The organism is Phocaeicola sp. HCN-6420, assembly GCF_037890145.1.
In the GTDB taxonomy this organism is placed as follows: Bacteria; Bacteroidota; Bacteroidia; order Bacteroidales; family Bacteroidaceae; genus Phocaeicola.
In genome coordinates, this window is record NZ_JBBKBJ010000045.1 from 1 (window position 1) to 12,327 (window position 12,327).

At 49.9% G+C, this 12,327-nt stretch carries 13 protein-coding genes; 10 read left to right on the forward strand and 3 right to left on the reverse strand.

All coding sequences use genetic code 11. From position 1 onward, the window contains the following. The first annotated feature begins 562 nt into the window (after positions 1 to 562). The gene (locus tag WKT12_RS15715; RefSeq protein ID WP_011202384.1) at positions 563 to 1,264 is read left to right on the forward strand and encodes a DUF6088 family protein; all 702 of its coding nucleotides are present in this window, start codon (positions 563 to 565) and stop codon (positions 1,262 to 1,264) included. Between the two features lie 9 nt (positions 1,265 to 1,273). Continuing rightward, the gene (locus WKT12_RS15720) at positions 1,274 to 2,290 is read left to right on the forward strand and encodes a nucleotidyl transferase AbiEii/AbiGii toxin family protein (RefSeq protein ID WP_117749022.1); all 1,017 of its coding nucleotides are present in this window, start codon (positions 1,274 to 1,276) and stop codon (positions 2,288 to 2,290) included. A 43-nt stretch (positions 2,291 to 2,333) separates the two neighbouring features. Here the strand turns inward: WKT12_RS15720 and mobC are convergent, their stop codons facing one another. Genes mobC through mobA form a run of 3 tightly spaced genes read right to left on the reverse strand, consistent with a single transcriptional unit; the run spans position 2,334 to position 6,036 of the window. Beyond that, complete coding sequence (mobC, locus tag WKT12_RS15725; protein ID WP_118529007.1) at positions 2,334 to 4,343, reverse strand: conjugal transfer protein MobC; 2,010 nt, start codon at positions 4,341 to 4,343, stop codon at positions 2,334 to 2,336. A 17-nt stretch (positions 4,344 to 4,360) separates the two neighbouring features. Further along, complete coding sequence (gene mobB, locus WKT12_RS15730; RefSeq protein ID WP_025077257.1) at positions 4,361 to 5,629, reverse strand: conjugal transfer protein MobB; 1,269 nt, start codon at positions 5,627 to 5,629, stop codon at positions 4,361 to 4,363. Next, positions 5,614 to 6,036: a conjugal transfer protein MobA gene (mobA, locus tag WKT12_RS15735; RefSeq protein ID WP_117749019.1), complete on the reverse strand. Its 423-nt coding sequence runs from the start codon at positions 6,034 to 6,036 to the stop codon at positions 5,614 to 5,616. Before mobA ends, mobB begins: the two co-directional genes overlap by 16 nt. A gap of 561 nt (positions 6,037 to 6,597) precedes the next feature. Here mobA and WKT12_RS15740 point away from each other — a divergent pair. The 8 genes from WKT12_RS15740 to WKT12_RS15775 form a co-directional block, all read left to right on the forward strand. Continuing rightward, positions 6,598 to 7,380, forward strand: coding sequence for a ParA family protein (locus tag WKT12_RS15740; RefSeq protein ID WP_122145301.1), 783 nt, complete (start codon positions 6,598 to 6,600; stop codon positions 7,378 to 7,380). A 1-nt stretch (position 7,381) separates the two neighbouring features. Continuing rightward, a complete protein-coding gene (locus WKT12_RS15745) occupies positions 7,382 to 7,810 on the forward strand; it encodes a DUF3408 domain-containing protein (RefSeq protein WP_004308753.1) in 429 nt (142 codons plus the stop codon). Positions 7,811 to 7,812: 2 nt separating this feature from the next. Next, on the forward strand, positions 7,813 to 8,442 hold the full coding sequence (locus WKT12_RS15750; RefSeq protein ID WP_122145302.1) for a hypothetical protein: 630 nt from the start codon (positions 7,813 to 7,815) through the stop codon (positions 8,440 to 8,442). Positions 8,443 to 8,612: 170 nt separating this feature from the next. Further along, positions 8,613 to 8,909 (forward strand): DUF4134 domain-containing protein, encoded by a 297-nt coding sequence (locus WKT12_RS15755; protein ID WP_004308755.1) that lies wholly within the window; start codon positions 8,613 to 8,615, stop codon positions 8,907 to 8,909. A gap of 10 nt (positions 8,910 to 8,919) precedes the next feature. Then, positions 8,920 to 9,255, forward strand: a complete 336-nt coding sequence (locus WKT12_RS15760; protein WP_118529123.1) for a DUF4133 domain-containing protein — start codon at positions 8,920 to 8,922, stop codon at positions 9,253 to 9,255. Next, positions 9,252 to 11,765 (forward strand): TraG family conjugative transposon ATPase, encoded by a 2,514-nt coding sequence (locus tag WKT12_RS15765; protein WP_118147058.1) that lies wholly within the window; start codon positions 9,252 to 9,254, stop codon positions 11,763 to 11,765. The genes WKT12_RS15760 and WKT12_RS15765 overlap by 4 nt, the downstream gene beginning before the upstream one ends. Positions 11,766 to 11,776: 11 nt before the next feature. Beyond that, entirely contained in the window at positions 11,777 to 12,127 is a 351-nt protein-coding gene (locus tag WKT12_RS15770) for a DUF3876 domain-containing protein (RefSeq protein WP_118429445.1), read from the forward strand. Beyond that, the coding region (locus tag WKT12_RS15775; protein WP_234141788.1) for a DUF4141 domain-containing protein at positions 12,127 to 12,327 on the forward strand (201 nt) is incomplete at its 3' end. The genes WKT12_RS15770 and WKT12_RS15775, both read left to right, overlap by 1 nt.

Consider the following 12,327-nt stretch of genomic DNA (forward strand, 5'->3'; position numbering starts at 1 on the left):
TTAAAATGTATGCAATTTGCTGTATCTATCTCTTGTATAGGAGCAATGTTTTCTACAAAAAGATATAGATACATATTTGCATCTATTGCTTTAATCATTATAGGAATATCTTTTTCACTTTAAATGTCCATAATAACGATAATGATTTGATTATTGAATGGTATAATAATAGTCCAGTCTACAGATAGCGACTAAAAACGGGGGCAAGGGATGCCCGAATTTGTCCTGCGGAGCTTGAAATTATCCGGGTGCGGTAAATCTCCAACTGTTGGTTGGAGATTTAAAACGGGTACAGACCGAAGTTAATCGCTTGCTTTAAACGAGCCATTTGTGAGCCATTTGTATATATTGTTTTCGGCTTATAATCAGCATTTTACAAAAATCGCATTATACTTGTGAGCCATTTGTGAAGCGTTTGGCAAGCCTTTGATTGAGTTTCCGTTATTCTTCTATTATCAGGTGACACGACAAAAAGAAAACATCTTCGGCAAAATCTTTGTTATGTTTTTGCAGGTGATTACATAATATACTATCTTTGCATATAGAAACAAAGGACATAAATATGGCTTCATTCAGGAAAGAGATACTTGGGCAGATTGAACGGATAGATACCGGGCGTATATTCACGTTCCGGGATTTATCGTTTGAAACGGAAAAGACCGCCAATGTTGCGGTGCTGCTCTCCGAACAGAGCCGCAAAGGGGTACTGGTACGGGTTGAAAAGGGGGCGTACTACCGTCCCAAGAAATCAGTGCTGGGGCTGGGAAAGTTGCCTGTCTATCAGGATGAACAGTTCCGCTACCTGACTGAAAAACTGAACGGCTATATCACGGGGGCTTACATCTATAACAAAATGGGACTGACCGAACAGGTTGCCACAACCATAACGATAGCCACTCCTAACCCGGTTCGCCGTTTCCGTTTCAAGAACTTGGATATAGAGTGCGTGAAAGCCTACTGCATGGACTACCCGGATGAAAGCCTTGTCCCGTACTTGCGGCTGCTCGATGCGATAAAGGACATGAAGCGCATACCCGGAACAACCGGGCAGGACATCTACAACCGGGTCAAAAGCCAATATTTCAACGGGTACAGCCTGCCGGAACTGGAAAAAATCGTATCTTTGGCGAAAAGTTACCCGCCACGTGTCAGAAAGGTGGTGGCGGATATACTGGGCGACATCAGACAAACCGTGTTGCAAACAGAAATGGCAAAGACCATTCTTCCCACGACACGGTTCAACTTGGATTATAAAACGGCATAGGACAGAAATATGAATTTACATTCGGACAAGGAAGCGTTCAAGGAAATCATCGCACTGGCGGCTGAACATTTCGGCTACGAGCAGTCGCACGTGGAAAAGGATTACTGGGTATCGAAGATACTGCGGGATATTTCCATGTCCGAATATGCGGATAAGACCTACTTCAAAGGCGGAACTTCACTTTCCAAAGCCTACGGGCTGATAGAACGTTTCTCGGAAGATTTGGACTTGTTCGTGTTCACGGGTGATAAAGGTGCGTCCAAGCAGGCAGAAAAGACATTGAACAAGAAACTTTCCAAATACATAGCCGAACTCAATAGTGACATATACAAGGAAGATTTGTCGGAAACGGGCGGTAATTACCGTAAACTGTATTTCTCGTATGACAATGTATTTCAAGGCGTGGGACTGAAAGAACATTTGGAAGTAGAGATAAAATCCTGTGACCTGCCGGACAAAAAACTGATGTTCTACCCGGCGGACAAGCGGGTTATCAAACCGATTGTAACCGCCTTTCTTGAAAGCATCGGGCAAGAGGAACTGATAAGCACCTACGGGCTGGAAAGTTTTGAAACGCAGTGTATCAACCCCCGAAAGACTATCTGCGACAAGGTTTCAAGGCTGGTAAAGCTGTCTTACAATGAGGATGCAGCCGCACTGTTGGCAAAGCATATCCGTGACGTTTACGACTTGTCGGCACTCTACCACAATCAGGAATATAACGATTACCTACATTCGGAAGATTTCTTGGATGCCATGTACCGGGTGACGATAGAGGACGGACTAAATAAAAACTCCCGTTCGCACTTGTCGCTGGCTGATGCACCGATATTCAAGGATGCCGAAGCGGTCATGGCGTTACCCGAAGTGGCTACGGCGTACACTACCGATTTGAAGAAACTGACTTTCGACAAAAGCAAGATGCCGCCGATAGGCAAGGCTGTGGAAGCATTGAAGAACCTGCACGAAATATTAGTGCGTTTTGAAGCCTACCGCACCAAAAAGCAAAATGAAGAACAACCGTAAAGCTACATCGGCTGTTCTTCACTCCATACATTATTATATATAGCTATTCTTCCTCCTTAATCAAGTGGCATAACTCCGGGTCGTTCTTAATCCGGGTTATCTCGTTCTCGACTATCTGCCTGACTTCCTGACGGATGCGGTCATAGTTGGCTTGTATCTCCTCCTGCATCCGGTCGTTGCCGTCCTTGTCGGTGAAGTCGATAATCTGCGGCAACTTCACGTAACGGGCGGTTTCCCGCTTCACCTTTTCATTGTCCACCACGATTTCACAGTGGAAAATCTTCTGCTCTATCCGTTCATCGAAATTGTCCGCTACTGCCCCCACGAACATACCTTGCGTGAGGTTGGATATTTTGCTGGCGGGTATCAGGCTGTCCATTTGGGTGCTTATCGAGGTGGATTTTTCCCGTTGGTTGATTGTCATGCTCTGCCGTTTCTGCAACACCTTTCCGAAACGCTCCGACAGGATTTTCGCCGTTTCACCGACTACCTGACCGCTGAACACGTTACCCACAGTATTTTGGATTACACGGCTTTCCTTGTCCCCATAGTCACGGGTAAGCTGGCTGTAATCCTGAAAGCCTAACAGAACCGCAACCTTGTTGCTTCGGGCGGTCGCAATCAGGTTGTCAAGCCCACGAAAATAAATCGTTGGCAGCTCGTCTATTATCACCGAACTTTTAAGCTGACCTTTCTTGTTTATCAGCTTCACGATACGGGAATTATATAATCCCAGTGCTGCCGAGTAGATATTTTGGCGGTCAGGATTGTTGCCGACAACCAGTATTTTAGGCTCTTTCGGGTTGTTGATGTCAAGTGAAAAATCATCACCCGTCATTACCCAGTAAAGGGCGGGTGAAATCATTCTTGAAAGCGGGATTTTCGCACTGGCAATCTGCCCCTGCAACTGCTCTTGAGCGTCTGATTCCCAAGCATCTACGAATGGGGAAAGGTAGTTTTCCAGTTCGGGGTAGCTGCGCAAAATGGTGAATACATCGGCGTATTTCTTATTTAGCAGTTCAATGGCATGGGGGAACGTGCAATACCTGCCGCCTTGATAGATACGGAGATACCAAATTATAGCCGCCAAAAGGATAATCGGACTTTCCACGAAGAAATCGCCCTGCTTGCTTATCCAACTTCGATTGAGGTTAAGCATTATCGTGTAGCTTGCTTCGTAGGCATCCGCAATGTCCGACATGAAGCTGGCATTTATCGGGTTGCATCGGTGGCTCTTGCGTGGGTCGTCAAAATTGATAACGTAAAATTTCGGCTTAACCTTGTAGCCGTCCAAGTGGTTAAGTAAATGATTGTAAGCGATTTCCGAAAGGTCAGGAAACTTATAATCATACAGGTAGAGCGCAAAACCTTTCTCGATTTGCTGTTTTATGTAATTATTTACTACTGCGTATGACTTCCCGCTGCCCGGCGTTCCTAACACGATGCTCGCACGAAAAACGTTTACAACGTTAATATAGCCATTGTTCCACTTCTTCTTATAGTAGAACCGGGTAGGCAGATTTACAGAATACTCGTTCTCGATAAGCCTTGTTTCCTGCATGAAACTTTCGTTCTCGGTATTAAAGACATCATCCATGAGGTTGTTTTTCAACAACCGGGACATCCACGTACCCGCCATGAGCATACAGATATAGCCCACCGAAAGCGTGGCGATATAAAACACGGCATCCGCCGTATGTGGCAGCGGAAGTTCCAGCAGCCACCAGTTCAGGAAAAACAACACGACACCCGCCGCAAGGCTGCAATGTATCTTCGTCCACGTTATCTTTTCCTCTTTCACGCCCTTAGTGCCGATGCACGACAGGGCGAGGAACACCACCGCAAAAAGTTTTGTCCAAAGAACGGACGAGAACAGCCCGGTGGTGCGCTGGAAGTTCCACAGTATCTTGTCTATCACTTCAAAGGTCACTCCCCATTCTTTCAGGGTGGAGTAACAGAACCAGTACACGTTTATTCCCACGAATAGAATACTGACAGCCCGCATAAAGTCCATGACCCTTGCAAGCCCTCTCAAATCATCCTCTTGCTGCATAATTGTATGTTTTTAAGTTAGTCGATGCGCCTTGTGCGCTTCTTTTTCTTCTTTCTCTTTTGGCGGGCGGTGTCCTGCGGCTCGTCACCGCCTGATGCACCGCCGCCCAGCAAACCGCCGAAAGCACCCAGCACGGAAGCCACGCCCGAAACGATGTCGGCTTTCGGCGTGAAGCCCTGCTGTTCCTGATGCGTGGGCTGGTCTTGCTGCGGTGCTGCCACTTCGGGCTGGTGTATCTTTCCGGTTTCGCCCGAAAAACGTTCGTTGAACACGTTCGCCGAATACTCCTTGCCCAAGCGTGAACCGTTCAGCACCACCCGGCTGTCATGGTCGATGAACGTAACGCCATAGATGCGCCCGCTGTCGTTCTGACGGAATACCACGTCAATGCCCCGCTTCCTTAGCTGCTGTTCCAGTTCCTTGCGGCTGTGGGCGGTCTGCATGGCATTGGCTACAATCTTCCGGGTGCGTTCTTTCAATTTCCCGTTCTTGATTGCTTCGCCCGATTTCTCCATTCTGCGCTGCACCGCTTCATAACCTACCGACTTGCCGATGCGGGAAGCCTTTACCGGGTTGCCTGTCTTTTCGCCCTTGTCGTTCATGGCGGAATAGACAATGCCCTGATAGGGCTTGCCGTTTATCTCGCCTTTGACTTCCTCGGCGCACACGTTGTAAGCGGCAAGCAAAGCCTTATATTCCCCGAACGACTGGAAGCGGTAGCCGTAACAAGCCGCTTTCACGGTGTTGCCGATTTGGTGCTTCACGTCCCCGGCGGCATAGTCCACCTTTTTAAGTTCCGGACGTTCGGCACGTTCCTTTCGCTCTGCCGGGTGCAGCCCGTATTTCTTTTCCAGTTCACGGGTGATTTGCTTGCTGCGCCGATGCTCGAACCTGTCATTCAGCGGTCTGCCGTTCTCGTCCACCCGCAACCCCACGATGTGGATATGGTGGCGGTCGATGTCGGTATGCTTGTACACCAAATAAGGCTGGTCGCCATAGCCCAACTTCCGCATATACTCCCGTGCGATGTCGGAAAGCTGCTGGTCGGTCAGCACGTCTTCCGGGTGCGGGTTTATGGAAATATGAAGTATCGGCTTCTTGGTGGAAAGCTGGACGGGCATCTGCATTTCAAAGCTGCGCATACACTCGCCGATAGAGAAATTCCCGTCCTCGCTCAACAGCATCCGGTTGGAGAAAAGCACCTTTGCTTCCTCGCTGTCCACCTTGTTTTGGTTGTACGCCAGTGCGCCGAACATATTGCCGCCCGTGCTTATTTTGGCAACCATAGTTCCTTGCATTCATTGGTTAATGCAATAACTTGGCGGTTCAGTGCCGCCAGTTCGGTGGTCGCTTTCTCCAGTTTATAGAGAAAAGCCAGTGCCTTTTTCTCGGAAAAATTACTGTGCAACGCCTTTACCACTTGGTTGTAATTGACCGCCACGGCTCTGAATTGTGCATAAAATTCGGTCAGCCGGGCGCAATACTCGACCGCCGATTTGTCCACTTTCACCACCCGGAACGGCTCGCCGAACAACCGGGCGGCGATGAAACGGGACTTGCTCGTAACGCCCGACTGCTCCCATTGCGAGAGGAAGCGGGCATTCTCCCGGTCGTTCAGGTAAAGGACATGGCGATGCTTCGCCGGGTCTGCGAGGGCGGGGCGACCGCCCTTGTTAGGTTTTCTTGTTTCCATGCTTCTTTCAATTAAAAAATTACGACTTCGGAGTGATTTTTACCCCCGCAAGGGGCAAGGCGTTTTCAGGCACGGAAAACGGTTCTATGTGCCATAGAACACACCTTGCTATTTTCTGACGAAAATCGAAATCCGTCACGGACGGATTGGGGTTAGCGTGGAACGGTAAGCCCAGCCATTCACCAGCCCTGTTTTACACCTGCGCCCCCTGCGGTTCGTTACTCCGCTGCAAAGTAACGGTGATTTATAATGCTGTAAAATAGGTGGTTGGTGGACAAAACGGGACAGCGCAGGACAAATCGGGACAAGGTTTTCAAGGGACGTTTTTTCTCCCTTTTTTTGCATCGGATTTCAATATTGAAAGCAAGATTGAAAGAAATATTCCAATCAGGAAAGAATGATTGAAAGCAGGATTTCAATAAAACGTGATTGCAGGATTTCAATATTTCAAGAAAGAATGAAAGCAGGAAAACAAGATTGAAATAAAACAGTCTTTCAATATTTCAAGATTGCAATATGGAATGAATGATTGAAAGCAATAAACAAATCTATCAACCAATAATGAACGGAAGCAATATGGAAAACGAGAAAACACCCCTTTATGTCGCCTTTTCCACCCAAAAGGGCGGGGTCGGCAAAACCACCTTTACCGTGCTGGCGGCGAGTTACCTCTACTACCTCAAAGGCTACGATGTGGCGGTGGTCGATTGCGACTACCCGCAACACTCCATTGCCGGGATGCGAAAGCGGGATGCCGAGCAGGTCGGGGCGGATGAAGATTACAAGCGAATGGCGTATGAACAGTTCACCCGGCTGGGGAAGAAAGCCTACCCGGTATTGTGCAGTTCACCTGAAAAGGCGATTGCAACGGCTGACGGATATATAGCCGCCGGACACGTGCCGGATATAGTGTTTTTCGACCTGCCCGGCACGGTGAACAGCGAGGGCGTGATAAACTCCCTTGCGGGCATGGACTACATTTTCACCCCCATTTCAGCCGACAAGGTGGTGCTGGAAAGCAGCCTGTCGTTCGCAATGGCTATCCAAAAGCTATTAGTGAAGAATGAAGCCTGCCGACTTGCAGGGCTGTACCTCTTTTGGAATATGGTGGACGGTAGGGAGAAAACAGACCTTTACACCGCCTACGACAAGACCATTAAGGAACTGGAACTGCCGCTGATGAAAACCTTTATCCCCGATACCAAACGCTACAAAAAGGAACTGGTAGCGGATAAAAAGGCGGTGTTCCGCTCCACGCTCTTTCCCGCCAGCCGCCCGCTGGTAAGGGGAAGTAACTTGGAAGAACTGATAACCGAAATAACGTACTACATCAAATTACAATGATATGGCAAAGCAAAGCGGCGGGATGCCGAAGATAGACGAGGATTTTATGCGGGAACTTATTTCGCAAGGTGTACCGAGTAAAGAAGATAATAAACCGAATGATGCACCACATACCAATCTTGCATCACAAGTTACCCAAGAGGAACAGCAGACGGAAACGGTGCGGGTGGAGAAAACGACAAACCGCAAGCGCAAGGGCGGTTCGGGCGACTACCGGGAAACTTACTTTCAGAAAGTGGAACTGGCAGACCGACAGCCCTTATACGTGAGCCGTACCACGCACGAGAAGCTGATGCGTATCGTGACAGTGATAGGCGGGCGCAAGGTGACGGTAAGCAGCTACGTGGAAAACATTCTGCTGCGCCACTTCGAGCAGTACCAAGACGAGATAAACACCCTGTACGAAAGCAACTTCCAAAAGCCTGTCTGACTATGGTAATCTATTGCATACTTACCGGGCTTTTGGTGTACTATATCGCCCTATGGCTGTGGTATCGCTACACGGACAGCCGGACATCACCGGGCAGAACGGATGATGCGCCACTCCCACGAAACGAGGTTTCAGGCTACACGCTGATAGGTGAAAGCCGATACAAGGGCGGACTAATCGGGACAGCGCAGGACAAATCGGGACACCTCCCGCAAGCGGCTGAAAATGATACTATTTTTGCGCCGCAGGCTGACGGACTGCCGGAAGAAACGCCCGGTTACGAGAATGACGAACCCGACTACGAGGACGAGGAAATAGCCGGGTACATGGACGGTGACGATGATACCGGACGGGCTACGGGCGTGAGCTTTGACGAACTGGGCGAAGCGGTACGCACGGCGAACGCCGATACCCCCACCGAAGCGGAGAAACGGCAAGCCGCCGGGACACTGGCAAGCATTGAGGGGACGAACCTCTACGATGCGGTGGTGGAGAACATCAACGGCGGGCTGGCAAAGGTGGCGGAACTGCTGGGACGCAACGAAGCGGAACTGGCTACGGCTGCTGTCCCTGCCGGAACTGGCGATACAAGCGAGGAACACGAAGCGTTCGACATGAACGATTTCCTATAATATAATAATGTATAAGCCTGACAGCATGAAACAACGGGATTACGGTTGATTGGCAACCTGAAAACCAAACAGACAAACGGGACTATCCCCGACCACTAAAATTTCAAATTATTCACCAACCGGGAAAGGCGGACTATCCACCCGCCGCCCGGCATTAAAAACAAATCACAATGAGAAAGAAAATCTTCTTGTCGGCGGCTATACTTGCCGCCGTGGTAAGTGCCTACGCACAGGGCAACGGGCAGGCGGGCATCACCGAAGCCACGAACCTAATCACCGGGTATTTTGACCCCGGAACAAAACTGGTGTACGCAATCGGGGCGGTCTGCGGCTTGATTGGCGGGGTAAAAGTATATAACAAGTTCTCAAGCGGCGACCCCGACACCTCAAAGACCGCCGCCAGTTGGTTCGGGGCGTGCATCTTCCTGATTGTCGCCGCCACTATCCTGCGTTCGTTCTTCCTCTAAAAAGGCGGCAATGTCTGAATATCCGGTAAACAGGGGTATCGGGAAGCCGGTAGAGTTCAAGGGGCTGAAAAGCCAGTACCTCTTTATCTTTTGCGGCGGCTTGCTCGCCGTCTTCGTAGTGTTCATCGTCCTGTTCATGGCAGGCGTGAACCAGTGGCTATGTATCGGTTTCATCGTGTCGGCTTCGCTGCTGCTCGTGTGGCAGACGTTCCGGCTCAATGCCAAGTACGGCACGCACGGGCTGATGAAAGCTGCCGCACGCAAAAGACACCCACGCTTCATTATCAGCCGAAAGGCGATACCCCGGCTGTTCAACTACAAAAGAAGAAAGGAAGAAAGAATATGAGGAATATGTTAAAGGCTACCACGCTGGAAAGGAAATTTCCACTTTTGGCGGTGGAGAACGGTTGCATCATTTCAAAGGATGCGGACATAACGGTGGCTTTCAGGGTGGAACTGCCCGAACTGTTCACCGTCACCAGTGCCGAGTACGAAGCCATACATTCGGCATGGTATAAGGCAATCAAGGTGCTGCCCGACTACTCCATAGTACACAAGCAGGACTTCTTCATCAAGGAGAACTACCAGCCCGACACGGAAAGGGACGAGCTTAGTTTTTTAAGCCGCTCCTTTGAACGGCACTTCAATGAACGCCCGTTCCTGAACCATTACTGCTACCTGTTCTTGACAAAGACGACAAGGGAGAGAAGCCGCCGACAGAGCGACTTCTCCACCCTTTGCCGGGGCAGGATTGTACCGCAGGAGATAGCCGACAAGGAAGCGGCGGCAAAGTTCATCGAAGCGGTCGGGCAGTTTGAAAGGATTATGAACGACAGCGGGTTTGTCACCCTTACCCGGCTGGCGGCATCGGAAATCACCGGGCAGGACGGAAAGGCGGGCATCATCGAGAAATACTTCTCGCTCTCGCAAACCGACACTACTTGCCTGAAAGACATCGGGCTGTACCCAGAAGAAATGCGGGTCGGGGACGATATACTGTGCCTGCACACGCTTTCGGACGTGGAAGATTTGCCCGGAAAGGTCGGGACGGACTGCCGATTTGAGAAGCTGTCCACAGACAGAAGCGATTGCAGGTTAAGTTTTGCCGCCCCGGTGGGCGTGCTGTTGTCGTGTAACCACGTCTATAACCAATTCATCTTCATAGACGACCACGCCGAAAACCTGAAGAACTTCGAGCAGACCGCCCGGAACATGCAATCGCTCTCCCGTTACTCCCGTGCCAACCAAGTGAACAAGGAGTGGATAGACGAGTACCTGAACGAAGCGCACAGCAAGGGGCTTATTTCGGTACGCTGCCACTGTAACGTCATGGCATGGAGTGACGATAGGGACGAACTCAAACGCATACGCAACGATGTGGGAAGCCAGCTTGCGCTAATGGAGTGCAAGCCACGCCACAACACGGTCGATACGCCCACGCTCTTTTGGGCGGGCATACCCGGCAACGAAGCCGACTTCCCCGCAGAGGAAAGTTTCTACACGTTCTTGGGGCAGGCTCTCTGCCTGTTCGTGGAAGAAACGAACTACAAGAGTTCGCTTTCGCCGTTCGGCATCAAAATGGTGGACAGGGTAAGCGGTCGCCCGCTGCACATCGACATATCGGATTTGCCCATGAAGAAAGGCATCACGACCAACAGAAACAAGTTCATACTTGGGCCGAGCGGGTCGGGTAAGTCCTTCTTCACCAACCACATGGTGCGCCAGTATTACGAGCAGGGTGCGCACGTGCTGCTGGTCGATACGGGTAACAGTTACTTGGGGCTGTCCCAGCTTATCCACAACCGCACGCACGGCGAGGACGGGATTTATTTCACCTACACCAACGAGAACCCGATAGCGTTCAACCCGTTCTATGTCGAGGACGGGGTATTTGACATCGAGAAGAAAGAGAGTATCAAGACCCTGATACTCACCCTGTGGAAGCGGGACGATGAAGCCCCCAAACGGTCGGAAGAAGTGGCGTTATCCAATGCGGTAAGTGCCTATATCGACCTGATAGGCAAAGACAGTTCGGTAACGCCCTGCTTCAACACGTTCTACGAGTTTGTCCGGGATGATTACCGCCGACAGCTTGAACAGAAGAACGTCAGGGAAAAGGATTTTGACATTGACAATTTCCTGAACGTGCTTGAACCGTACTATCGTGGCGGTGAGTACGACTACCTGCTGAACTCCGACAAGGAACTGGATTTGTTGCATAAACGCTTCATTGTCTTTGAGTTGGATAACATCAAAGACCACAAGATTTTATTCCCGGTAACGACTATCATCATCATGGAAGCCTTTATAAACAAGATGCGCAAGTTAAAGGGGATAAGGAAGTTAATACTAATTGAGGAAGCGTGGAAAGCGATTGCATCGGCGAACATGGCGGACTACATAAAATATTTGTACAAGACCGTCCGAAAGTATTTCGGGGAAGCGATTGTAGTCACGCAAGAGGTAGAGGATATTATTTCTTCCCCTATCGTGAAAGAGAGTATCATCAATAACTCGGACTGCAAAATATTGTTAGACCAAAGGAAATACCTTAACAAGTTCGACAGCATACAGAACCTCTTGGGACTGACCGACAAGGAGCGTTCGCAAATATTGTCTATCAACATGGCGAACCACCCCGGACGGAAGTACAAGGAAGTTTTCTTCTCGCTGGGCGGCACACAATCGGCGGTGTACGCCACGGAAGTTTCATTGGAAGAATATTACACGTACACGACCGAGGAAAGCGAAAAAATGGAACTGTTCGCTCTTGCCGAGAAGCTGGACGGCAACCTTGAACTGGCTATCAAGCGGCTTGCAGAAAGCAAAAGAAATCCCCAATCATCAACAACTTAAAAATTAGGAACATGAAATGGATTGACAATCTGATATACACGCTATTGTCCGCCTGCCTGCTGGCGGGCTGCGAGGACAGCGGAAGCAAGGAGCTGGAAAGGATGCAGGGCTATTGGGTACACGTCAGGGGACACCCGGCTTTCACACTCTCGGAAACGGGCGGCAGATACACCGTCACCCGGAAAGCGAATGTCAGGGGCAGAATACTGGAAACGGCTTACCCGGTAACAGAACGGAACGGCTGCCTGTTCATCGAAACGGACTTCCGCATACAGTTCACCTATGACAAAAAGACCGACCGGATAACGCTCATGCCCGGCGGCGAATACAAACGAGTTACAAACCCTGAAAACAAAAGATAATGAAAAGAACAATTCTCCTTATGGCGGTATGCCTTTGCTTCATCGGCAAGGCATCCGCACAGTGGGTGGTGTCAGACCCCGGCAACTTGGCGCAGGGCATCATCAACACCACCAAGCAGATAGTGCAGACTTCCACCACTGCCAAGAACACGCTGGACGGCTTCATGGAAGCGCAGAAGATTTTCCAGCAGGGAAAAAAA

Bases quoted from the DNA above. Each gene is read 5' to 3' on its own strand.
- WKT12_RS15715 (WP_011202384.1), top strand. From the start codon at position 563: ATGGCTTCATTCAGGAAAGAGATACTTGGGCAGATTGAACGGATAGAT.
- WKT12_RS15720 (WP_117749022.1), top strand. From the start codon at position 1,274: ATGAATTTACATTCGGACAAGGAAGCGTTCAAGGAAATCATCGCACTG.
- mobC (WP_118529007.1), bottom strand. From the start codon at position 4,343: ATGCAGCAAGAGGATGATTTGAGAGGGCTTGCAAGGGTCATGGACTTT.
- mobB (WP_025077257.1), bottom strand. From the start codon at position 5,629: ATGGTTGCCAAAATAAGCACGGGCGGCAATATGTTCGGCGCACTGGCG.
- mobA (WP_117749019.1), bottom strand. From the start codon at position 6,036: ATGGAAACAAGAAAACCTAACAAGGGCGGTCGCCCCGCCCTCGCAGAC.
- WKT12_RS15740 (WP_122145301.1), top strand. From the start codon at position 6,598: ATGAACGGAAGCAATATGGAAAACGAGAAAACACCCCTTTATGTCGCC.
- WKT12_RS15745 (WP_004308753.1), top strand. From the start codon at position 7,382: ATGGCAAAGCAAAGCGGCGGGATGCCGAAGATAGACGAGGATTTTATG.
- WKT12_RS15750 (WP_122145302.1), top strand. From the start codon at position 7,813: ATGGTAATCTATTGCATACTTACCGGGCTTTTGGTGTACTATATCGCC.
- WKT12_RS15755 (WP_004308755.1), top strand. From the start codon at position 8,613: ATGAGAAAGAAAATCTTCTTGTCGGCGGCTATACTTGCCGCCGTGGTA.
- WKT12_RS15760 (WP_118529123.1), top strand. From the start codon at position 8,920: ATGTCTGAATATCCGGTAAACAGGGGTATCGGGAAGCCGGTAGAGTTC.
- WKT12_RS15765 (WP_118147058.1), top strand. From the start codon at position 9,252: ATGAGGAATATGTTAAAGGCTACCACGCTGGAAAGGAAATTTCCACTT.
- WKT12_RS15770 (WP_118429445.1), top strand. From the start codon at position 11,777: ATGAAATGGATTGACAATCTGATATACACGCTATTGTCCGCCTGCCTG.